This is a genomic window from Stenotrophomonas sp. YJH_SMC_25, assembly GCF_059369595.1.
The window spans coordinates 36,883-57,188 of record NZ_JCAFSV010000003.1 but is presented as its reverse complement, the minus strand read 5'-3'; the positions used below and the strand labels follow the sequence as shown (position 1 = coordinate 57,188).

The 20,306-nt window shown below is 66.8% G+C and carries 23 protein-coding genes and 2 tRNA genes; 8 read left to right on the top strand and 17 right to left on the bottom strand.

Annotation, left to right across the window (positions count from 1 at the left end):
* Nucleotides 1-11 precede the first annotated feature (11 nt).
* The 4 genes from nudC to AC5P7E_RS05010 all read right to left on the bottom strand — a co-directional run bounded on the left by nudC (nucleotide 12) and on the right by AC5P7E_RS05010 (nucleotide 2,673).
* The gene (nudC, locus tag AC5P7E_RS05025; protein WP_005414687.1) at nucleotides 12-917 is read right to left on the bottom strand and encodes an NAD(+) diphosphatase; all 906 of its coding nucleotides are present in this window, start codon (nucleotides 915-917) and stop codon (nucleotides 12-14) included.
* A 119-nt stretch (nucleotides 918-1,036) separates the two neighbouring features.
* Nucleotides 1,037-1,429 (bottom strand): iron-sulfur cluster insertion protein ErpA, encoded by a 393-nt coding sequence (gene erpA / locus AC5P7E_RS05020; protein ID WP_005411302.1) that lies wholly within the window; start codon nucleotides 1,427-1,429, stop codon nucleotides 1,037-1,039.
* A gap of 31 nt (nucleotides 1,430-1,460) precedes the next feature.
* The gene (locus AC5P7E_RS05015) at nucleotides 1,461-1,925 is read right to left on the bottom strand and encodes a bactofilin family protein (protein ID WP_005411303.1); all 465 of its coding nucleotides are present in this window, start codon (nucleotides 1,923-1,925) and stop codon (nucleotides 1,461-1,463) included.
* 4 nt (nucleotides 1,926-1,929) lie between these two features.
* Nucleotides 1,930-2,673 (bottom strand): DUF6776 family protein, encoded by a 744-nt coding sequence (locus tag AC5P7E_RS05010; protein WP_005411304.1) that lies wholly within the window; start codon nucleotides 2,671-2,673, stop codon nucleotides 1,930-1,932.
* Nucleotides 2,674-2,852: 179 nt separating this feature from the next.
* Between AC5P7E_RS05010 and AC5P7E_RS05005 the strand changes: the two genes are divergently transcribed.
* The 3 genes from AC5P7E_RS05005 to AC5P7E_RS04995 are packed head-to-tail and all read left to right on the top strand — an operon-like array spanning nucleotide 2,853 to nucleotide 7,637.
* Nucleotides 2,853-3,470 (top strand): DUF4126 domain-containing protein, encoded by a 618-nt coding sequence (locus AC5P7E_RS05005; protein WP_087802564.1) that lies wholly within the window; start codon nucleotides 2,853-2,855, stop codon nucleotides 3,468-3,470.
* A 44-nt stretch (nucleotides 3,471-3,514) separates the two neighbouring features.
* The gene (locus tag AC5P7E_RS05000; protein WP_005411306.1) at nucleotides 3,515-5,401 is read left to right on the top strand and encodes an EAL domain-containing protein; all 1,887 of its coding nucleotides are present in this window, start codon (nucleotides 3,515-3,517) and stop codon (nucleotides 5,399-5,401) included.
* Nucleotide 5,402: 1 nt separating this feature from the next.
* Nucleotides 5,403-7,637 (top strand): ATP-binding protein, encoded by a 2,235-nt coding sequence (locus AC5P7E_RS04995; RefSeq protein ID WP_044570976.1) that lies wholly within the window; start codon nucleotides 5,403-5,405, stop codon nucleotides 7,635-7,637.
* A 1-nt stretch (nucleotide 7,638) separates the two neighbouring features.
* Here AC5P7E_RS04995 and bfr read toward each other — a convergent pair whose 3' ends face one another.
* The 3 genes from bfr to AC5P7E_RS04980 form a co-directional block, all read right to left on the bottom strand.
* Complete coding sequence (bfr, locus tag AC5P7E_RS04990; RefSeq protein ID WP_005414691.1) at nucleotides 7,639-8,109, bottom strand: bacterioferritin; 471 nt, start codon at nucleotides 8,107-8,109, stop codon at nucleotides 7,639-7,641.
* Nucleotides 8,110-8,251: 142 nt separating this feature from the next.
* Nucleotides 8,252-8,461, bottom strand: coding sequence for a (2Fe-2S)-binding protein (locus AC5P7E_RS04985; RefSeq protein ID WP_005411309.1), 210 nt, complete (start codon nucleotides 8,459-8,461; stop codon nucleotides 8,252-8,254).
* A 108-nt stretch (nucleotides 8,462-8,569) separates the two neighbouring features.
* On the bottom strand, nucleotides 8,570-9,190 hold the full coding sequence (locus tag AC5P7E_RS04980; RefSeq protein WP_005411310.1) for an RNA pyrophosphohydrolase: 621 nt from the start codon (nucleotides 9,188-9,190) through the stop codon (nucleotides 8,570-8,572).
* 121 nt (nucleotides 9,191-9,311) lie between these two features.
* On the opposite strand from AC5P7E_RS04980, the gene AC5P7E_RS04975 reads away from it, so the two are divergent.
* Together AC5P7E_RS04975 and AC5P7E_RS04970 are read left to right on the top strand one after the other, a co-directional pair.
* A tRNA-Met gene (locus tag AC5P7E_RS04975) sits at nucleotides 9,312-9,388 on the top strand.
* A gap of 55 nt (nucleotides 9,389-9,443) precedes the next feature.
* Nucleotides 9,444-9,518, top strand: a tRNA-Gln gene (locus AC5P7E_RS04970).
* A gap of 323 nt (nucleotides 9,519-9,841) precedes the next feature.
* Here the strand turns inward: AC5P7E_RS04970 and rpsI are convergent.
* Nucleotides 9,842-10,234 (bottom strand): 30S ribosomal protein S9, encoded by a 393-nt coding sequence (rpsI, locus tag AC5P7E_RS04965; RefSeq protein WP_005411311.1) that lies wholly within the window; start codon nucleotides 10,232-10,234, stop codon nucleotides 9,842-9,844.
* 2 nt (nucleotides 10,235-10,236) lie between these two features.
* Nucleotides 10,237-10,665 (bottom strand): 50S ribosomal protein L13, encoded by a 429-nt coding sequence (gene rplM / locus AC5P7E_RS04960; protein ID WP_005414692.1) that lies wholly within the window; start codon nucleotides 10,663-10,665, stop codon nucleotides 10,237-10,239.
* 198 nt (nucleotides 10,666-10,863) lie between these two features.
* On the opposite strand from rplM, the gene coq7 reads away from it, so the two are divergent.
* Nucleotides 10,864-11,508 (top strand): 2-polyprenyl-3-methyl-6-methoxy-1,4-benzoquinone monooxygenase, encoded by a 645-nt coding sequence (gene coq7, locus AC5P7E_RS04955; RefSeq protein ID WP_005411313.1) that lies wholly within the window; start codon nucleotides 10,864-10,866, stop codon nucleotides 11,506-11,508.
* Between the two features lie 83 nt (nucleotides 11,509-11,591).
* Here the strand turns inward: coq7 and AC5P7E_RS04950 are convergent, their stop codons facing one another.
* Both AC5P7E_RS04950 and speD read right to left on the bottom strand, forming a co-directional pair.
* On the bottom strand, nucleotides 11,592-11,912 hold the full coding sequence (locus AC5P7E_RS04950; RefSeq protein ID WP_005411314.1) for a DMT family transporter: 321 nt from the start codon (nucleotides 11,910-11,912) through the stop codon (nucleotides 11,592-11,594).
* 168 nt (nucleotides 11,913-12,080) lie between these two features.
* Nucleotides 12,081-12,875, bottom strand: coding sequence for an adenosylmethionine decarboxylase (speD, locus tag AC5P7E_RS04945; RefSeq protein ID WP_005411315.1), 795 nt, complete (start codon nucleotides 12,873-12,875; stop codon nucleotides 12,081-12,083).
* 149 nt (nucleotides 12,876-13,024) lie between these two features.
* On the opposite strand from speD, the gene crp reads away from it, so the two are divergent.
* A complete protein-coding gene (crp, locus tag AC5P7E_RS04940; RefSeq protein ID WP_012481435.1) occupies nucleotides 13,025-13,714 on the top strand; it encodes a cAMP-activated global transcriptional regulator CRP in 690 nt (229 codons plus the stop codon).
* Between the two features lie 62 nt (nucleotides 13,715-13,776).
* Complete coding sequence (locus AC5P7E_RS04935; protein ID WP_005411317.1) at nucleotides 13,777-14,538, top strand: sulfite exporter TauE/SafE family protein; 762 nt, start codon at nucleotides 13,777-13,779, stop codon at nucleotides 14,536-14,538.
* A 116-nt stretch (nucleotides 14,539-14,654) separates the two neighbouring features.
* On the opposite strand, the gene AC5P7E_RS04930 is transcribed toward AC5P7E_RS04935, so the two are convergent.
* The 6 genes from AC5P7E_RS04930 to trpE form a co-directional block, all read right to left on the bottom strand.
* Nucleotides 14,655-15,371, bottom strand: coding sequence for a haloacid dehalogenase-like hydrolase (locus AC5P7E_RS04930; protein ID WP_005411318.1), 717 nt, complete (start codon nucleotides 15,369-15,371; stop codon nucleotides 14,655-14,657).
* Nucleotides 15,368-16,162 (bottom strand): indole-3-glycerol phosphate synthase TrpC, encoded by a 795-nt coding sequence (gene trpC / locus AC5P7E_RS04925; protein WP_005414695.1) that lies wholly within the window; start codon nucleotides 16,160-16,162, stop codon nucleotides 15,368-15,370. The genes AC5P7E_RS04930 and trpC overlap by 4 nt, the downstream gene beginning before the upstream one ends.
* Before the next feature lie 75 nt (nucleotides 16,163-16,237).
* Nucleotides 16,238-17,269: an anthranilate phosphoribosyltransferase gene (gene trpD, locus AC5P7E_RS04920; RefSeq protein WP_005411320.1), complete on the bottom strand. Its 1,032-nt coding sequence runs from the start codon at nucleotides 17,267-17,269 to the stop codon at nucleotides 16,238-16,240.
* Between the two features lie 16 nt (nucleotides 17,270-17,285).
* On the bottom strand, nucleotides 17,286-17,873 hold the full coding sequence (locus AC5P7E_RS04915) for an anthranilate synthase component II (protein ID WP_005414697.1): 588 nt from the start codon (nucleotides 17,871-17,873) through the stop codon (nucleotides 17,286-17,288).
* Nucleotides 17,874-17,875: 2 nt separating this feature from the next.
* Nucleotides 17,876-18,655, bottom strand: coding sequence for an SIMPL domain-containing protein (locus tag AC5P7E_RS04910; RefSeq protein ID WP_005414698.1), 780 nt, complete (start codon nucleotides 18,653-18,655; stop codon nucleotides 17,876-17,878).
* Between the two features lie 67 nt (nucleotides 18,656-18,722).
* A complete protein-coding gene (gene trpE, locus AC5P7E_RS04905; protein ID WP_005411323.1) occupies nucleotides 18,723-20,198 on the bottom strand; it encodes an anthranilate synthase component I in 1,476 nt (491 codons plus the stop codon).
* Nucleotides 20,199-20,306 lie beyond the last annotated feature (108 nt).

Genomic DNA, 20,306 nt, shown 5'->3' with positions numbered 1-20,306 from the left:
GCCGGCCCGCCTCAGCCCTTCTGCTGCCGGTACCAATGCTCGATCAGGCCGCGCGAAATCGAGATCGGCGGCGACAGGCGGATGCCCTGGCCATCGTCCTCCACATCGCGCGCCAGCGCTGCGCCGACCTCGTCGGCACTGAACCAGCGCGCGTCTTCCAGCTCACCGTCCACGGTCGGCAGGTCATCCTGCGCCTGTGCGCGAAAGCCAACCATCAGCGCACCCGGGAATGGCCACGGCTGCGAACCGAGGTACTGGCAGGCCGTCACCCGCACTTTGCTCTCCTCGTGGACTTCGCGCACCACGGTCTGCTCGAAGGTCTCGCCCGGTTCGACGAAGCCGGCCAGCACAGAGTAGCGACGTGGCGCCCAGTTTGACTGGCGGCCGAGCAGCAGGCGGCCCTGGTTTTCAACCGCCACGATCACAGCGGGGTCGACACGCGGATAGTGCTCGGTGGAACACTGCGCGCAACGCCCCACGAAGCCGCCACGGGCAAACGCCACGGCACCACCGCATACTCCACAGAAACGGGTGCGCGAGTGCCAGTAGGACATGCCACGTGCGTAGCTGAAAGCGGTCGCATCAGCCACCGACCACAGCAGGGCGGCCTGGCGCAGGTCGAGGCGACGTGGTGCGGTGACGGTGACGCTGGCGGCTTCAACCGAGAACCACGCTTGTTCCCCGCGCAGGCCGAGGAAGATCGCGGAGCCGGGACCGCCGCCGATGTCGGCGCCGGTCAGCGCCAGCGGCTGGTCGTCATCGCCGGTGAAGGCGCTGCCGTCCTGATCGAGCACCAGAATGTGCGCGCCCGGCCACAGGCGCGCCAGTGCATCGGCATCTTCGCGCAGGGCATCGGCGCGCTCCAGCGGTTCGCCCACGAAGGCGAAACCGGAAAGCGGCGAAGGAGTATTGGGCATCCTGCAAGCGTGCCGCCAATCGATGCGGGTGGCAAGCCGCGGGCTTTGCCGAAGCCGTCTGTGGGTGTGGAGCTTGCTCCACACACCTTGTCGCGCGGGACGCAGGCCCCGCGCCCCGCCTACATGCTGAAACTGCTGCCGCAGCCGCAGGTGGTCTTTGCGTTCGGGTTGCGGATCACGAACTGTGCACCGGTCAGGCTCTCGGTGTAGTCCACCTCGGCGCCCATCAGGTACTGCAGGCTCAACGGGTCGACCAGCAGGGTCACCCCGCTGGTCTGTACCGCCAGATCGTCCTCGGCACGGTTCTCGTCGAACTCGAACCCGTACTGGAAGCCCGAACAGCCACCACCTTCGATGTACACGCGCAGGGCCAGGTCGGGGTTGCCCTCTTCCTGGATCAGGGATTTGACCTTGGCGGCCGCCGACTCGGTGAAGTTCAGCGGGCGCTCCAGCGACTGGTAATCGGGCGCGGCGGCCGGGGTGGCGCCGGGCAGGGAGACTAGCGTGCTCATGGTGTCAGCATGGGGGTGCCGACGATGGCTTTCAAGCCATCGCCTCGGCCAGCTTGCGGCGCGCGGCGGTGTCACCCTTGCCGCCAGTGGCCTCATCAGCTTCCGGGGCCGGCAGGGCGGCCATCGGGGCGCTGGCGTGGATCAGGCGACCGTTCAGCTGGGCGCCCGCATTCATCTCCACCACCTGGTAATGGACGTTGCCGTTGACCCGCGCGCTCGGGGTCAGTTCGACTTTCTCGCTGGCGTGCACGTCGCCGTCCAGGCGGCCACTGATGACCACCACCTGGGCACGGATCTCGCCCTCGATCACGCCATGCTCGGCGACCGTCAGGGTCGCGCCACTGGCGCCTTCGGCGGCGATCACCTTGCCATGGATGCGGCCTTCCACGTACAGGCCACCACTGAATTCCACATCACCGCGGATCACCACCTGGTTGCCGATCAGGGCATCCACCACCAGCTGGCCTTCACGGTTGGATTTGCTGCTTCCGAACATCTGCCTACTCCCCTTTGCTGGCCGGCGCACCGGCCTGTTTCCAGTCGAATACCTGGGTGGTACCCCCCGTACCACTCCCCAATGTCACCCGCACGCGTTGCGGGGTGAAGTCAGCCGGCAGCATCACGCTGCCGGTGAGCTGCTGGAAGTACCGGAACGAGTAATCCTGTCCCGGTACCTTGCTGCGCTGGTGCAGATCATCCCAGCTGATCGTGGCCAGCTTGCCGTTCTTGACGCCTTCCACGGTGAAGCGCATCTGCCCCTGGCTGATGGCGCCGCGGTTGAGGTTCTGGGTCAGCACCGCGGTGTACTGCCAGGTGCCGGCCGCTTCCGGGCTGAACTCGATCGAATGGGTGTTCAGGCCCTTGCGCTGGCTGGTCGAACCCACCAGGCGCTCATAGAAGGCAACGTCGGCACGCAGGCCGGCGATTTCCTCATCGCGCTCGGCCAGCGAAGACTGCACCTCGGTGTTGGCGGCGCGGCTGATGCGGTCGGAGGCTTCCAGCGTGGCCTGCTTCTGGCGCAGTTCGGTCAGCTGCGCCTGCAGCGTCTCGGCACGCTTCTCGGCGGCCTGCAGGCGCTGGCCCTGCGCATCGCGCGGGGTGGCCATCCAGCAGCCGCCGAGCACCGCCAGCACCAGGCTGAGCAGCCAGATGCCGCCGATCACCAGCAGGCGGCGGCGGTCGGCCGGCGGTTGCGGCGCGCCGGGCAGGCGGACCTGCACGCGCATGGGAGGACGGTTGGTCATGGGTGGATTCCGGGGCATCGCGAGGGCGACACCGGTACGGCCCCTGTGGCAAACGACGGGCTAGTGTATGACAGGACGGGTGGGTTTCCTGCGCAGTGGCGAGCCACGGTCTGTGGCGTTCAGGCATGCCATCGTCGATAGTGTGGTCCCCTGCACAGTTCCGTCGCCGGAGCATCGCCATGACCGAAGCCCACCTGTTCGTGATCGGCATCCTGCTGGCCTGGCTGGCCGGCATCCGCGTCTACCTCACCGTGTTCGGTGTCGGCCTGGCCGGCCTGCTCGGTTGGGTCGACCTGCCACCGGCCCTGCAGGCCACTGAATCGTGGTGGGTGCTGGGCACCTCGGCGGCGCTGGCGGTGACCGAATTCTTCGCCGACAAGATTCCCGGCGTCGACTCGGCGTGGGATCTGGTGCAGACCCTGGCACGTGTACCCGCAGGTGCCTTCCTTGCCGCAGCCACGCTGTCGCCGGATGGGCAGCTGGGCACCGGCGCACTTGCTGCCGGTGCAGGTGTCGCGCTGGCCAGCCACGGCCTGAAGGCAGGCACCCGCGCCCTGCTCAATACCTCGCCCGAGCCTGCCAGCAACTGGGTGGCCTCCGCCGCCGAGGACACCGTGGTGGTCGGTGGCCTGGCCCTGGCCCTGGCACACCCGTGGATCGCGCTGATCGTGGTGCTGGCCTGCAGCCTGGCGGGCGCACTGCTGGTGTGGCTGGTCTGGCGCACCCTGTGGAGAGGCGTGCGCTGGCTGGCACGCAGTGCGTCGCCCGACAGCCCACGCCAGCCCGGCACCGGTTGATCGCCGGGCTTGTCGCATAATGGACGCGAACACCAGGAGCACCGATGGCCGCAAACGAATCCCCCGCGGGCGCCCGCCCGGGACGCGCTGAAACCCCTCCGGCCGATCATTGGCAACGCTGGACCGCTGAACCGGCGAGCGCCGTCGCCGCAGCGCCGGCAGCGGTTCCGCCGCTGGCCGCCTCCGACGCACCCGCATCGATCGGCAGCGCACCGCCGCCGCTGCCCGGCCCATCCCTGCTGGCCGAGGCCGGCGGCAATGACCCGGCACCGCTGCACTCCGATTCGCCCTACCGCGTGCTGATCGTCGAGGATGATCGCGCCCAGGCACTGTTCGCACAGAGCGTGCTGCATGGCGCCGGCATGCAGGCGATCGTGCACAGCGATGCCGACGGTGCGCTGCAGGCGATCAAGGAACATCGCCCCGACCTGATCCTGATGGACCTGCACCTGCCCGGTCTGGACGGCATGCGCCTGACCGCGCTGATCCGCCAGCAGCCCGGCCTGCAGCTGCTGCCCATCGTGTTCCTCAGCGGCGACCCGGACCCGGAACGCCAGTTCGAGGTGCTCGACAGTGGCGCCGACGACTACCTGAGCAAGCCGATCCGACCGCGCCACCTGATCGCCGCCGTGGCCAACCGCATCCGCCGCGCGCGGGCGCAGGCCGCAACCCTGCCCGGCGTATCCGGCACCCCGGCCACCAGCAATCCGGAAACCGGGCTGCCGACGCGGCATCACGTGCTGCAGCAGCTCAACGCCGCGCTCGCCCACCGTGACCAGGGCGGCGTGCTGTTCGTCGAGATATCCAGCGCACTGGGCCTGCGCGAGCGCTATGGCTATGCCGCCTTCGAGCGCCTGATGGTGCAGGCCGGGCAACGCCTGGCAGAAGCCGGCCACCCGCACCTGCTGGCGCGCCTGAACGACAACAGCTTCCTGCTGCTTGCGCGCAATGTCAGCGAGGACAGCCTGGAAGGCATTGCCGCTGCGCTGCGCGAGCAGTTGTCGGCGCGGGCCTTCGTGATCCGCGATGACGAATCGGTGCATCTGCGGGGCGTGGTCGGCTATGCACCGCTGTCGCCGGGCTTCGACGATGCCAACAGCGCGCTGGAGGCAGTCGAGCGCACCACCCTGCAGGCACGGCTGCTCAGCGCCGGCGTGGCCGGCCACGTGCACCGCGACGTGACCAGCGAGCAGGAACACCTGGCACTGCTGGAAGGCCAGCTTGAGCTGGCCTACCAGCCGATCGTCGCCGTCGCCGGCGGCAACACCGCGCAGTACCAGCTGCTGCTGCGCCTTCGCCAGGCCGACGGTACGCTGCTGGCGGCAGGCCAGGTGATTCCGGCCGCAGAGGCTGCCGGGCGCATCGCCGATCTCGACCAGCAGGTGATGGACCATGCACTGGGCCTTCTCGACCTTTACCGGCACGCGACGCAACCACTGAACCTGTTCGTTTCGCAGTCGCTGCGCACCCTGCAACGCGATGCGTTCGCGGATTGGCTGCTGGAATCGCTGCAGCAGCGCGACCTGCCCGGCAGCGCGCTGGTGATCGACGTCCGCCTGCCCGACGCGCTGATCCATACCGTGCCGCTACAGCAGTTCTGCCAGCGCATGGCCGGCGCCGGCGTGCGCTTCTGCCTGAGCCAGTTCGAACCCGGGGGCGAAGCCGATGCGCTGCTGACCCAGCTGCCGTTGTCGTTCGTGCGCATGGCCGCGCGCTTCTCCAGCAGTCATTCCAATCCGGCCACGCGCGAAGAGCTGCGCCGGGCAATCGAGCGGGCGCACGCCGCCGGGCAGCAGATCATCGGCCAGCAGATCGAAGATCCGCAGGCCGCCGCCGCGATGTGGGTGGGCGGTGTCGACTACATCCAGGGCAACATGGTGCAGTCGGCCGGCAGCGATCTGAACTTCGACTTCCACAACGCGGTGCTCTGACGTGCCGATGTGGGTCGCGCTGCTGGTTGCCCTTGCTGCGGCCTCCATCAGCGCGCTGCTGTTGGGCCTGCGGCTGCGCGCGCGCAACCGGGCACTGGCCCAGCTGCAACGCGAGCGCAGCCTGCTGGCCGCCGAACGTGACCAGCTGCGCCGCACCACCGAACGACAGGGGCAGCTGGAACAGCAGCTGCTGCAGGCCAAGCAGGCCGCCGAGGCGGCGGTGCTGGCCAAGGGTGAGTTCCTGGCCACGATGAGCCACGAGATCCGTACGCCGCTCAACGGCATCTTGCCGATGCTGGAGCTGATCGCACGCGGCCCGCTGGGCGAGGACCAGCGGCAGATGCTGGCCACCGCCTCGGCCAGCTCGCAGCAGCTGCTGCGCATCGTCGACGACATCCTCGACTACTCGCGGCTGGAAGCACAGGCGCTGGAACTGGAGATCACCAGCTTCAACCTGCGCGACCTGCTCGATGGCGTGGTGCAGCTGATGCAGCGCGCCGCCGACGCCAAGGGCCTGTCGCTGGGGCTGCAGCTGGACCCGTCGGTGCGCCTGCCGGTGCGTGGCGACCCGGTACGCCTGCGCCAGGTGTTGAGCAACCTGCTGGCCAACGCGATCAAGTTCACCGCGCGCGGCCAGGTACAGCTGCGCGTGCAGCGCCTGGGCGAAGGTCCCGCACAGCACCAGCTGCGCTTCGAGATCATCGACACCGGCATCGGCATCGACGACGCACTGCAGGCGCGCCTGTTCCAGTCCTTCAGCCAGGCCGATGCCTCAACGACCCGCATCTACGGTGGCACCGGCCTGGGCCTGGCGATCTGCAAGCGCATCATCGACCTGATGCACGGGCGCATCGGCGTGCTGTCCACGCCCGGCCAAGGCGCCACGTTCTGGTTCGAGATCCCGTTGTTGAAGGTGCCCGGCGACCTGCCGGCCATGGCGCGCACGCCAGACGCGGTGCTGCTGTTCAGTAGCGATGCCATCCTGCAGGCACGCATCGAGCGCATCGCGGCCCATCATGGACTGCTGGTGCACGCCCTGGCGCAGTTCGATGCCGTGGTCGAGCGCCTGCGCGCGGTGCCGAGGCCGGGGCAACCGGCACCGGCGTGGCTGCTGGTCGATGCACGTGCGCGCCGCATCGGTGAAGCGACGCTGCAACAGGCGTTGGCCGAACGTGGCGAAGACGACGGGCTGCAGGTGCTGTGGCTGCAGGACGATGCCCTTCCGCCACGCCCACGCCAGCGGCAGCTACCCTCGCATTTCGACGACGCTGGGCTGCATGCACTGCTGGCTGCACCGGTTGCGCATGCGCGCCCTGCCGCGCTGCTGGCCAACGCCGGACAGGGCCAGCCCACGCCCACGCTGCCGCCGCTGCACCTGCGCGTGCTGCTGGTGGAGGACAACACGGTCAACCGCATGGTGGCCGAGCAGCTGCTGCGCGTGTTCCAGTGCGAAGTGCGCAACGCCGCCGATGGCGAGCAGGCGTTGCTTGCCCTGCGCGAAGACGACGTGGATGTGGTGCTGATGGATTGCCAGATGCCGGTGCTGGACGGCTATGCCGCCACCCGCCGCTGGCGCGCCGAGGAAGTGGAAAACGGGCGCCCGCGCCTGCCGATCATCGCGATGACCGCCAATGCCATGGCCGGTGACCGCGAGCGCTGCCTGCAGGCCGGCATGGACGACTATCTGTCCAAGCCGATTGCACGCGCCACCCTGCATGCGCTGCTGCAGCGCTGGGGCGGCGGCAAAACCGCATCACCTGCACGGCCTTCGATAGAGCCGAGCCATGCCCGGCTGACGGCCGATAGCCGTCGCGCTCCATCAGCCGAGCATGGCTCGGCTCTACAGGACGATGACAGCCGAGTCGGCTCCAAGCCGCAGCCGGTGCTGGACCGCGACGTGCTGGACGAACTGCATGCAGTGATCGGGGAGAGCGCCATCCAGATCGTCTCGGTGTTCCTGGAGGATGCGCCGGCAATGGTGCAGCAGCTGCAGCAGGCCGCGCAGAACGGCGACGAGCCTCGCCTGCAGGCCGTCGCGCACAGCCTCAAGTCATCCAGCGCGAACGTGGGCGCACTGTCGCTGTCGTCAGTCGCGCAGCGCATCGAGCACGAAGCCCGCAGCGGCAGCCTGCAGCGCCCCGCAGTAGCGGTGGCGCTGCTGGTTGCGGAATTCGCCCGAGCACGCGTGGCACTGACGGGCTACCTGGCACAGCATCGCGCCGGCCAGGCCGGCTGACTCACTCTTCCAGCTTGCTCAGCAGGTACTTCGGTTCGCCGATGCGCTCGATCAGGTCGAGCTGGGTTTCCAGCCAGTCGATGTGCTCTTCTTCCGAATCGAGGATCTTCACGAACAGCTGGCGGCTGACGTAGTCGCCGACCGAATCGGCATACGCCACGGCCTCGCGCAGGGTGACCACGCCATCGCGTTCCAGCGACAGGTCGCACTGCAGGATCTCGGTCGGGTTCTCACCAATGCGCAGCTTGCCCAGCGCCTGGAAGTTCGGCAGGCCTTCGAGGAACAGGATGCGGTCGGCGAGCATGTCGGCATGCTTCATCTCGTCGATCGATTCCTTGTACTCGTGTTCGGCCAGTTCCTTGATGCCCCAGTTCTTCAGCATCTTGGCATGCAGGAAGTACTGGTTGATCGCGGTCAGCTCGTTGTAGAGGACCTTGTTGAGGAATTCGATGACCTTGGTGTCGCCCTTCATGGGGATGCTCCTGCACGCTGAAAACGCAGGCACTTTAACGCCTTGCCTGCAGCCGTGAAGGAACGCGAATCGTGCGCATTGGCCTGTGCGGCCGCACGTGAAGAATGCGAAAGCGCGCCGTCAACGCGCCGCCAAGAGACGATCAGGCGACCTGGGCCAGACCCAATACCGGCAGCGGCAGATCGTGGGTGGCACGCGCCTTGGCCAGCAGATCGCCGGCCATGTCCAGGCAGGAACCGCAGGTAGCGCCACAGCCGGTACGCATGGTCAGTTCGGCCACCGTACTGACGCCATGGCTGGCGGCTTCGCGGATCTGGTGGTCGGTGACTCCGTTGCAGATGCAGACGTACACAGGCGTGAACCGGGCTGGCAGGCCAGAAGCGGCCTGTTGGCTATTCCAATGGAAACGAGAATGGTTGTCAATCAGAGACCTGAACCATTCTCGATACCGTTCAGCCCGTCAGCTGGCCGGGCCATCGCCCGTGGCCTTCTTCGGCCAGTAGCCGCGGGTCCGAGGGCGCTTGCGTGGGCGGTCGTGCCCGGCGGTATGGCCAGGCATCCAGGCTTCGGCGGCGCTCTTGGGCATGGCGGTAACCCCCTGCCCGGCCACCCCGCGGGCCAGCGGCGCCAGATGTCGCAACGCACGCGCATAGACGCCACGCTTGAACATCACCACATGCTCCACCGGGTACCAGAAGTCCACCCAGCGCCAGTGGTCGAACTCGGGCGAGTCGGTGTGGTCCAGCTTCACGTGGGATTCGTCGCCGGTCAGGCGCAGCAGGAACCAGACCTGCTTCTGGCCGATGCAGACCTGCCGCTCATTGCGGCGGATGGCCCGCGCCGGCAGCTTGTAGCGCAGCCAGCCGGGCGTCGCCCCGAGCACTTCCACATGCTCGGGCAGCAGGCCGGTCTCTTCCTGCAGTTCACGATACATGGCCTCGACAGGCGTCTCGTCGGTGTTCATGCCACCCTGCGGGAACTGCCAGCCGTCCCGGCGCACGCGTCGTGCCCAGAACACCTGGCCGTCCTGCCGCATCAGCACGATGCCGACGTTCGGTCGATAGCCGTCCGGATCGATCACGATGCGGACTCCTAAGAAAATCTACTGGCCGGGACTATCCCATGCCCTCTGTCGGCCCACAAGCACGACACAAAAGTGTTGACAGGGGCGGTACACATCCGCAGAATAGCGGGCTCACCAAGGCTATGTAGCTCAGCCGGTTAGAGCACAGCACTCATAATGCTGGGGTCGGTGGTTCGAGTCCACCCATAGCCACCACACTGAAAATCAAGTTGTTTTTCAGCGTGAAAAGTGAGAAAATAGTTGCACGTTTTGCCCCGTCGCCAAGCGGTAAGGCACCTGACTCTGACTCAGGCATTCGGTGGTTCGAATCCATCCGGGGCAGCCAGATTAAAAACAAAAGGCCAGATCGAAAGATCTGGCCTTTTGTTTTTAATCTGGTCGCGCATTCCACCTTGTCCCCGCGCCTGTCGGCACACCCCCTTGAACAACAAGGGGACTCTTCCCCAGAGAGAACCCCGGGGGTCGGATCCTTTTCCGCAGGGAAAGGCCCTGACCCCACCCTCCCGGCACGCGAAACCACGGGTAGTGCCGGCCGCTGGCCGGCAACCAGGAAATCCATGACCCCGGAACGACAAAAGCCCGGCCGAAGCCGGGCTTTTGCTTTTCCATCCAGCGGGCTCCCGAAGGAGCCCAACCAGGCGCGGTAAATCAGCGCTTGGAGAACTGGGTGGCGCGACGGGCCTTGTGCAGACCGACCTTCTTACGCTCGACTTCACGGGCGTCACGGGTCATGAAGCCAGCCTTGCGCAGCTCGGACTTCAGGGTTTCGTCATACTCGACCAGAGCACGGGCGATGCCCAGACGGATCGCACCGGCCTGGCCGGTGGTGCCGCCGCCAGCGGCGGTGACCAGGATGTCGAAGCTTTCGGTGTTCTTGGTCAGCTCGAGCGGCTGGCGCACGATCATGCGCGCGGTCTCACGACCGAAGAACTCGTCCAGCGGACGGCCATTGACGGTGATGTTGCCCGAACCCTTGCGCAGGAACACGCGAGCGGTGGAGGACTTGCGGCGGCCAGTGCCGTAGTTTTGAGTGATAGCCATGATTAGATATCCAGAACCTGCGGCTGCTGTGCGGCGTGCGGATGCTCAGTGCCAGCGTAGACCTTGAGCTTGCGGTACATCTGGCGACCCAGCGGGCCCTTCGGCAGCATGCCCTTCACGGCGATCTCGATCACGCGCTCCGGGTGGCGCTCCAGCGCCTGTGCCAGGGATTCGGTCTTCAGGTTGCCGATGTAACCGGTGAAACGGTGATACATCTTGTCCTGCAGCTTCTTGCCGGTGACGGCAATCTTTTCTGCATTGATGACGACCAGGTAGTCGCCGGTATCAACGTGCGGGGTGTAGACCGGCTTGTGCTTGCCACGCAGACGGCGGGCCAGCTCGGTGGCGAGACGGCCCAGGGTCTTGCCCTCGGCGTCGACGAGGTACCAGTCGCGCTGGACGGTCTCGTTCTTGGCAGTGAAAGTGCTCATGAAGAACTCTAGGTTAGGTCGGGCTCATTGCGGCGAAAGGCTCGCCGGAACTCTGCCACGCGTTGTGAAAAGGTGAAGCGTAAGAGGCGGGATTGTACTCATCCTGCCGCGGGAGCGCAACCCGTCCCCTGGGCCGGGTTGGCAGGGGCGCGGGGCCGGGCGAGAATCGGGGGGTCTTCCGCCCCACCGCGTACTGCCATGACCGTGCTCCGCCAGACCACTCCGCTGGACCACCTGCTGACCGAGGCGCAGCGCGCCCTGGACACAGTGTTCGGCAATCCGCCGGCGGCCCGCCCCTACCCCGCCACGGACACCGGCGAGCCCGGCATGGACAGCGCCGAGCGGCGCCATGCCGCAGGCCTGATGCGGATCAACCACGTCGGCGAGGTCTGCGCGCAGGGCCTGTACTTCGGCCAGGCCGCCGTGGCGCGCGACCCGGCCACGCGGGAACACCTGCTGGAAGCGGCGCAGGAAGAAACCGACCACCTGGCCTGGTGCGCCACCCGGCTGGCCGAACTGGACAGCCGTCCGAGCCTGTTCAACCCGCTCTGGTACGCCGGCAGCTACACCATCGGCACCCTGGCCGGGCTGCGCGGCGACGGCTGGAACCTGGGCTTCGTGGTCGAGACCGAGCGCCAGGTGGAGGCCCACCTGGACGAGCACCTGGTCGACCTGCCGGCCGGCGACCTGCGCAGCCGCGCGGTCATCGCGGTGATGAAGGAAGACGAGGCCCGCCATGCGGACCACGCCGAGCAGGCCGGCGCTCGCCGCCTGCCGTTCCCGATCCCGGGCGTGATGGCACTGGCCTCCAGGGTGATGAAGACCATCGCCTACCGCATTTGAAGGGTCGCCCGCACCAACGGTGCGGGCCTACCAGGAGATGCGGGGGGGCGACGGTGGGGCCCGACCGTTGGTCGGGCCATCAATCAGTTCGGCGAGACCAGCTTCAGGCCGATCACACCAGCCACGATCAGGCCCACGCAGGCCAGGCGGGCCGGCGATGCGCTGTCGTTGAACAGGTAGATGCCCAGCACCGCCACGCCCATGGCACCGATACCGGTCCAGATCGCGTAGGCCGTGCCGACCGGGATGCTCTTCATCGCCTGGCTCATCAGGTACAGGCTTATCAGCGCGGATACCACCGTGGCAGCGGTGGGCAGGGGTTTGCTGAAGCCTTCGGAGTACTTCATTCCGAGGGCGAAACCGATCTCGAACAGGCCGGCCAGCAGCAGGTAGATCCAGGGCATGGGTGGGGGCTCCTTACCTTTTTTGAAAAAAACGAAACGGCCCGGTGTTTTCACACCGGGCCGTGGGTCGGTACATCACCGTGGAACTGTAACGCGTGCGGGGGCACTGGTTCCACGGGGCGGGTCGTCCCGCCTGGGTGGCGATGCCTGCGGGCATCGCACATGGGCTTACTCGGACAGGTTGCGGCCGTGGAACAGCTCTTCGATCTCGCGCTTGAGCAGCGCTTCGATCTTCATGCGTTCCTTGAACGACAGGTTCTTGGCCTTTTCCTCGAACAGGTACTGGTCCAGGTCGAAGTCCTTCAGGTGCATCTTCGTGTGGAAGATGTTTTCCTGGTAGACGTTGACGTCGAACATCTCGTAACGCGACTTGATGTTCTTGGCCAGGAAGTTCTGGATCGAGTTGATCTTGTGGTCGATGAAGTGCTTCTTGCCCTTCACATCGCGGGTGAAGCCACGGACGCGGTAGTCCATGATCACGATGTCCGACTCAAGGCTCTCGATCAGGTAGTTCAGGGCCTTCAGCGGGGAAATGACGCCACAGGTGGCCACGTCGATGTCCGCGCGGAACGTCGCGATACCTTCCTGCGGATGGGTTTCCGGGTAGGTGTGGACAGTGATGTGGCTCTTGTCCATGTGCGCGACCACGGCGTCGGAGATCAGCTCCTTGCCGGCCAGCTTCTTGTCGATCACCGGCTCTTCGGAGATCAGGATGGTCACCGAGGCACCCTGCGGGTCGTAGTCCTGGCGGGCCACGTTCAGGATGTTGGCGCCGATGATCTCGGCGACATCGGTCAAGATTTGAGTCAGCCTGTCGGCGTTGTACTCTTCATCGATGTATTCAATGTAACGCTGACGCTCCTCTTCGGTGCGCGCGTAACACACGTCATAGATGTTGAAGCTCAGCGCCTTGGTGAGGTTGTTGAAACCCTGCAGCCTCAGGCGAGGCAACGGCTTGACCACGGCGGTCGATTCCTGTGTAAGAAGGGAAAGGGGGAATTATGGGGCAAACTGCCCCCGGGGGGAACGTGAAGACGCAAGAGTTCTGGCACACTGTTTGCCCTTAACAATTGCGCTGGTTAAGCTCCGCTATCGACCCCGTGAATCCGTTCATGCGCAGAGGGAGCGCCCCTATCGTGTCAACCGTGCGCCTAGCTAGCAGTCCACTGGCCTTGGATATCGCCACCATCGATCGTTTCCTGGCGCACAGCCACCGGCGGCGATATCCCACCCGTACCGACGTCTTCCGACCCGGTGACCCGGCGGGAACCCTGTATTACGTTGTCAGCGGCTCGGTTTCAATCATGGCCGAGGAAGATGACGATCGAGAGCTTGTGCTGGGCTACTTCGGTGCCGGCGAGTTCGTTGGCGAAATGGGCCTGTTCGTCGAATCGGACCGCCGCGAGGTGATCCTGCGGACCCGTACCGCCTGCGAACTGGCCGAAATCAGCTACGAGCGCCTGCACCAGCTGTTCCTCGGCCCGCTGTCGGCCGACGCCCCGCGCCTGCTGTATGCGCTGGGCCAGCAGATCTCCAAGCGCCTGCTCGATACCAGCCGCAAGGCCAGTCGCCTGGCATTCCTGGATGTTACCGATCGGATCGTGCGCACACTGCACGATCTGGCGCAGGAACCAGAAGCGATGAGCCATCCGCAGGGCAGCCAGCTGCGCGTGTCACGCCAGGAACTGGCGCGCCTGGTCGGCTGCTCGCGCGAAATGGCCGGCCGCGTGCTGAAGAAGCTGCAGACCGACGGCCTGCTGCATGCCCGCGGCAAGACCGTGGTGCTGTACGGCACCCGTTGACCGTTGAGCACCCGGTGGGTGCGGACCTTGGTCCGCACTCCTTCGCGCGCTAGGCTCGGTGCATGGAACTGAGCAGCGAATTCTGGTGGTTCATCCTCATCGGCCTTGGCGCGCAGCTGGTTGACGGCGCACTGGGCATGGCCTTCGGCCTGGTGTCCTCGTCGGTGATGCTGAGCATGGGCCTGCCACCGGCGCAGGTCAGCGCCAGCATCCACACCGCTGAAGTGTTCACCACCGGTGCCTCGGGCGTGTCGCACCTCGCCGCCGGGAATGTCGATAAACGCCTGTTCCTGCGGCTGGCCCTGCCCGGTGCGGTGGGCGGCGCTCTGGGCGCGTACGTGCTCACCCAGATCCCCGGCGACATCATCCGCCCCCTCATCTATCTGTACCTGCTGGTGCTGGCGATCATCATCCTGGCGCGCGCCGCGGGGCGCTGGATGCCCAAGGGCGAGATCCGCCGGGTGCCGGTACTGGGCTTCTTCGCGGGCCTGCTCGACGCCAGCGGCGGTGGCGGCTGGGGACCGATCGCCACGTCCACCCTGCTCGCCCGTGGCGGCCAGGCGCGCACCACCATCGGTACGGTCAACGCGGCCGAGTTCGTGGTCACGTTGACGGTGTCAGCGACCTTCCTGTTGTCGATGGGCGTGCAGCACCTGCAGATCGTCGCCGGCCTGCTGATCGGCGGCATGATGGCCGCGCCGGTGGCGGCGATCCTGGTCAAGCGGGTGAAGGAGCGCTGGGTGCTGGTGGCCGTTGGCGTGCTGGTGCTGGGGATCAGCCTGTTCCAGATCGGCCATGCGGTGTACGGGTACCTGGGGCATTGAGCGTTTGCCGGCCAGCGGCCGGCACTACCGGGACGGAGGAGGGTAGTGCCGGCCGCTGGCCGGCAGATCCGTCATCGTGCGATGGGGTCAGGCCCCGGACGGGATCCGGCCCCGGGCTACGCCTTGTCGCCGCCGCGGTCCACGCAGCCCCAGTTGAGGATGCGGGTGCCGGCCGGCAGCACGCGGCGGAAGAAGTCCACCCTGGATCGCTTCGGGTTCACCACCACCGGCGCCTTGGCGGCCAGCAGCAACGGCAGGTCGGCGGTGCTGTCGGAGTAGGCGATGTCGATATTGCCGTAGCCGCGCTCGCGCAGCATGCGCATCTTTTCTTCGTTGTGGCAGTGGCGGGTCGGGCCGACGCCGCCCAGTCGCGGGCCGACCTCGGTGCCGATCACCGGCACGTCCTGGTGGGCAACGAACGCCAGGATGGCGCGGGCCAGTTCCGGCGGCGCGCCGGTGGCGACCACTACACGGTCGCCCTTGGCGCGGTGCGCGGCGAACACCTCCAGCGCCTGCGGCAGCAGCTTGGCGCGCATCTGCGCCTCGTTGCGCAGCACGTAGGCATCGATCACCTTGTTGAAATCGCGCGCACGGTGCAGGCCGAAGCTGCCGATCCACACGTAGACCGAAATACCCGTTCGGCGGGTCGGCAGCATCGCCACCAACGGCCCGGCGATCGGCGTGACCAGCAGCGCGGCCAGCATGCGCAGCGGGTTGCGCTTGATCAGCGAGGCGAACAGATGGGTGCCCGAATCGCCGTCGTAGAGGGTGTGGTCGAAATCGAAGACCACCAGCGGCGCATCGTCGCGCGGCGTCGGATAGTGCGTTGTCATGCCGCGAAGAATAGCTGACGCAGGCCCTCGCCCGGCTCTTCCACGCGCATGAAGGCCTCGCCGACCAGGAATGCATGGATGCCGGCATCGCGCATCAGCGCGACGTCCTGCGGGCCGAGGATGCCACTCTCGGTGACCAGCAGGCGGTCACGCGGCACCGCCTGCTGCATGTCCAGCGTGGTCTGCAGCGACACCTCGAAGGTGCGCAGGTTGCGGTTGTTGATGCCGATCATCGGCGCCGGCACCTGCAGCGCACGCTCCAGTTCGTCGATGTCATGCACTTCCACCAGCACGTCCATGCCCAGCGACAGCGCCAGCTCGGACAACGTGGCCAGCTGGGTATCGTCCAGCGCGGCGACGATCAGCAGGATGCAGTCGGCGCCCAGCACGCGCGCCTCGTACACCTGGTAGGCGTCGATGACGAAATCCTTGCGCAGCACCGGCAGCGTGCAGGCTTCGCGGGCCTGCTGCAGATAGGCGTCGGCGCCCTGGAAGAAGTCCACGTCGGTCAGCACCGACAGGCAGCTGGCGCCACCGAACTCGTAGCTGACGGCGATGTCGGCCGGGCGGAAATCCGGGCGGATCACGCCCTTGGAAGGGCTGGCCTTCTTCACCTCGGCAATCACCGCCGGGTCGCCATTGGCCACCGCCGCCTGCAGCGCGCGCACGAAGCCACGTACCGGCGGGGCGCTGGCCACGGCGGCCTGCAGCTCCTCAAGCGGGCGCTGGGCGCGGCGCTGGGCCACTTCTTCGGCCTTGCGGGCCAGGATCGTCTGCAGGATGTCGCTCATCGTCTTCGGGTCGGTGCGGGGGGCGGTGAGGACGGCCATTATCGGCCATCGAGAGGGTCAGGCTGAACCGCGCGCTCAGGCAACCAGCGCGCGGGTGGTCTCCACATACTGCTGCAGGCGCTGGCGGGCGCTGCCGTTGGCGATGGCGGCACGGGCGCGGGCCAGGCCATCGCCGATGTCGCTGGCCACACCGGCCACGTACAGGGCGGCACCGGCATTCAGCGCAACGATGTCCAGCGCCGGGCCCGGCTCGTTGTCGAGCACGGCGCGCAGCATCTGGATGGACTGTTCCGGGCCGTCCACGCGCAGGTTGCGGCTGGCCGACATGGCGATGCCGAAGTCCTCCGGGTGGATCTCGTACTCGCGCACCTTGCCATCGCGCAGTTCGCCGACCAGAGTGCCGGCGCCCAGCGAGATCTCGTCCATGTTGTCGCGGCCCCAGACCACCATCGCGCGCTCGGTACCCAGTTCGCGCAGCACGCGCGCCTGGATGCCGACCAGATCGGGATGGAACACGCCCATCAGTACCGACGGTGCGCTGGCCGGGTTGGTCAGCGGACCGAGGATGTTGAAGATGGTGCGCACGCCCATCTCGCGGCGCACCGGCGCGACGACCTTCATCGACGGGTGATGGATCGGCGCGAACATGAAGCCGATGCCGGTCCGGTCGATGGCCGCGGCCACCTGGTCAGGCTGCAGCTCGATCACCGCGCCCAGCGCTTCCAGCGCATCGGCACTGCCGGACTTGGACGACACGCTGCGGTTGCCATGCTTGGCCACGCGCGCGCCTGCAGCAGCAGCGACGAACATCGCGCAGGTGGAGATGTTGAAGGTGTGCGAGCCATCGCCACCGGTGCCAACGATGTCAACCAGGTTGGAGGTATCGGCCACCGGCACTGGCCGGGCGAATTCACGCATCACGGTGGCCGCCGCGGCGATTTCGTCCACGGTCTCCTTCTTCACGCGCAGCCCGGTGAGGATGGCGGCGGTCATCATCGGCGAGACATCGCCGCGCATGATCTGCCGCATCAGGTCGACCATTTCGTCGAAGAAGATTTCGCGGTGTTCGATGGTGCGATGCAGGGCTTCCTGGGGGGAGAAGCTCATGGGAATGCTCCTTGGATCAGGCCGCCGGGCGCTGCAGGAAATTGCGCAGCAGGGCGTGGCCGTGTTCGGTGAGGATGGATTCGGGATGGAACTGCACGCCTTCCACCGGGAACTGGCGGTGGCGCAGGCCCATGATCTCTTCGATCGAGCCGTCGTCGTTCTCGGTCCAGGCAGTCACTTCCAGCACATCGGGCAGGCTGTTCTTGTCCACCACCAGCGAGTGGTAGCGGGTGGCCTGGTAGCGGTCCGGCAGGCCAGCGAACACGCCCTTGCCTTCATGGCGGATCGGCGAGGTCTTGCCGTGCATGATGTTGCCGGCACGGATGACCGTGCCGCCGTAGACCTGGCCGATGCCCTGGTGGCCCAGGCACACGCCGAGGATCGGCGTGGTCGGGCCCAGGCGCTCGATCAGTTCCAGCGACACGCCCGCTTCGTTGGGCGTGCACGGGCCGGGCGAGATGACGATGCGCTCCGGCTTCTGCGCGGCGATCTCGTCCACGCTCATTGCATCGTTGCGCACCACCTTCACCTCGGCGCCCAGTGTCTGCAGGTACTGCACGAGGTTGTAGGTGAAGCTGTCGTAGTTGTCGATCATCCACAACATGGTCAGGTTCCGTCGCTTATCAGGAAAATGGCGTACACGTTTTCGGTGTAGGTGATGGGGCCGGCTTCCACCGACTCGCGCAGGCGCGAGCCCGTGGTCTCGATGCTGTTCATCGGTGCCTCGGGCGCGGGCGGCGAGGGCGGCGTCACCAGATCCCCACTGCTGGGCCAATTGCCCGCCTGCACGCCATAGGCGAAGTTCGGCGCCACATCGGAGATGCTGTACAGCCCGCGCAGCTGGGTGCCGTAGGCCTTGGCCAGGCCCTGCGCAGACTCGCGGGTCTGGGCCGCCGCCTCGCCCTTGAGTTCGCGGCGCAGCGCCACTTCGCCCGAGTAGGTCGGGGCCACGCTGCTGACCTGCACGTTCTCGTTGGCCTTCAGCGCCCCCAGCACGTCCTGCATCTGCTGGACGCTGGCGAAGCTGGCGCGCAGTTGGCGTGACACGCGGGTGCCGATGAAAACCTGCCGATTCTGCTCATAGCGCGTCGCAGGACCAATCCGCAGGTTGTCCGCGCGCACGCTGCCTTCCACCGCCTTGTGCTGCTTGAACAGTGCCAGCACGCGGGCAACGTTGTCCTGCACGCGGCGGCGCGCGGCGTCGGCGTCCATGTCGGTCTCTTCGATGTTCAACTGCAGGCCGAACCGGTCCGGCATCACCACGCGACGCGCCTCGCCCTTCACCAGCAGGTGCGGCTGCGACGGAATGGTATTGGCCTGCGCCCACGCAGACGGGGCCATCGTGGCCAGCAGTGACGACCACAGCAATGCGCTCAGCAGCTTCATGCGGTACTCCTTGTCTTGAAAGGGAACAGCGGAACGACCACGGCGCGGCGGCCGTGGCGAGGCAGGCTTACAGGCCCTTGGCAGCCTGGGCAACGGCGCGGAACAGCGCGCGGCCCTTGTTCATCGTCTCGTCCCATTCCTTGTCCGGGTCCGAGTCGTAGACGATGCCGGCGCCAGCCTGCACGTACAGGCGGCCATCCTTGATCACCGCGGTGCGGATCGCGATCGCGGTATCGGCATCGCCGTGCCAGCCGATGTAGCCGATGCTGCCGGCGTAGACGTTGCGCTTGATCGGTTCCAGCTCGCGGATCACTTCCAGCGCGCGGATCTTCGGCGCACCGCTGACCGTGCCGGCCGGGAACGTGGCACGCAGCACGTCGGCATAGCTCAGGCCCGGCTGCAGCTGCCCGGTCACTTCGCTGACGATGTGCATGACGTGGCTGTAGCGCTCGATCACGAACTGCTCGCCCACTTCCACGGTGCCGGCCTTGGACACACGACCGGCATCGTTGCGGCCGAGGTCGATCAGCATCAGGTGCTCGGCGCGTTCCTTCGGGTCGGCCAGCAGCTCGGCTTCCAGCGCCAGGTCCTGCTCGGGCGTGGCGCCACGCGGGCGGGTGCCGGCGATCGGGCGCACGGTGACTTCGCCATCCTGAAGGCGCACCAGGATTTCCGGCGAGGAGCCGACCACCTGCAGGTCGCCGACATCCAGGAAATACATGTACGGCGACGGGTTCAGTGCACGCAGCGCGCGGTACACATCCACCGGCCGCGCCTTGAACGGCACGCTCAGGCGCTGGCTCAGCACCACCTGGAAGATGTCACCGGCGCGGATGTATTCCTTGCTGCGCTGGACCGCATCGACGAACCCTTCGCGTGTGAACCCGGAAACGAAATCGGATTCGTCCAGCACATCGCTGTTGAGCGGTGCGGGATAACCGGCGCCCGGTGCACGCAGCTTGGCAGTCAGCGCATCCAGGCGCGCCTGGGCCTGCTCGAAGGCGCCCTCGACCCGGGGGTCGGCGTGCACGATCAGGTACAGGCGGCCCTTGAGGTTGTCGAACACGGCCAGCTCGTTGGAATCCAGCAGCAGGATGTCCGGCGTGCCCAGCTCATCGCGGCCGGCCGGCGGGGCCAGGCGTGGTTCGATGTAGCCGATGCACTCGAAGCCGAACCAGCCGACCAGGCCACCGGTGAAGCCCGGCAGGCCTTCCAGCTTCGGCACCGAGTGGGCGCTGCGCAGCGCCTCGACTTCGGCGAACGGGTCGGCCACCTCGCGGGTGTCCACCACCTGGCCGTCTTCGCGCACGGTCAGCGTGTGGCCGTGGAAGGCGTACACGCGGCGCGCCGGCAGGCCGATGATCGAGTAACGACCAAAGCGCTCGCCGCCTTCGACGGATTCAAACAGGTAGGTATTGGGGCCGTCGGCGAGCTTCAGATAGACCGAAAGCGGTGTGTCCAGGTCGGACAGCACTTCGCGGACGACGGGAATATGGGTGTGGCCTTCAGCGGCCTGCTGCTGAAACTGAGCGTGCGAGTTCAAGACGACTTTCCTTCCGGGACACAGCGTTATGGGGGCGGACGACGGCAACGGGCCACCATCGCCACCAACGGCGTGCGGAAGAAAGGGTATGCGGGGTCGTCAGGCTGG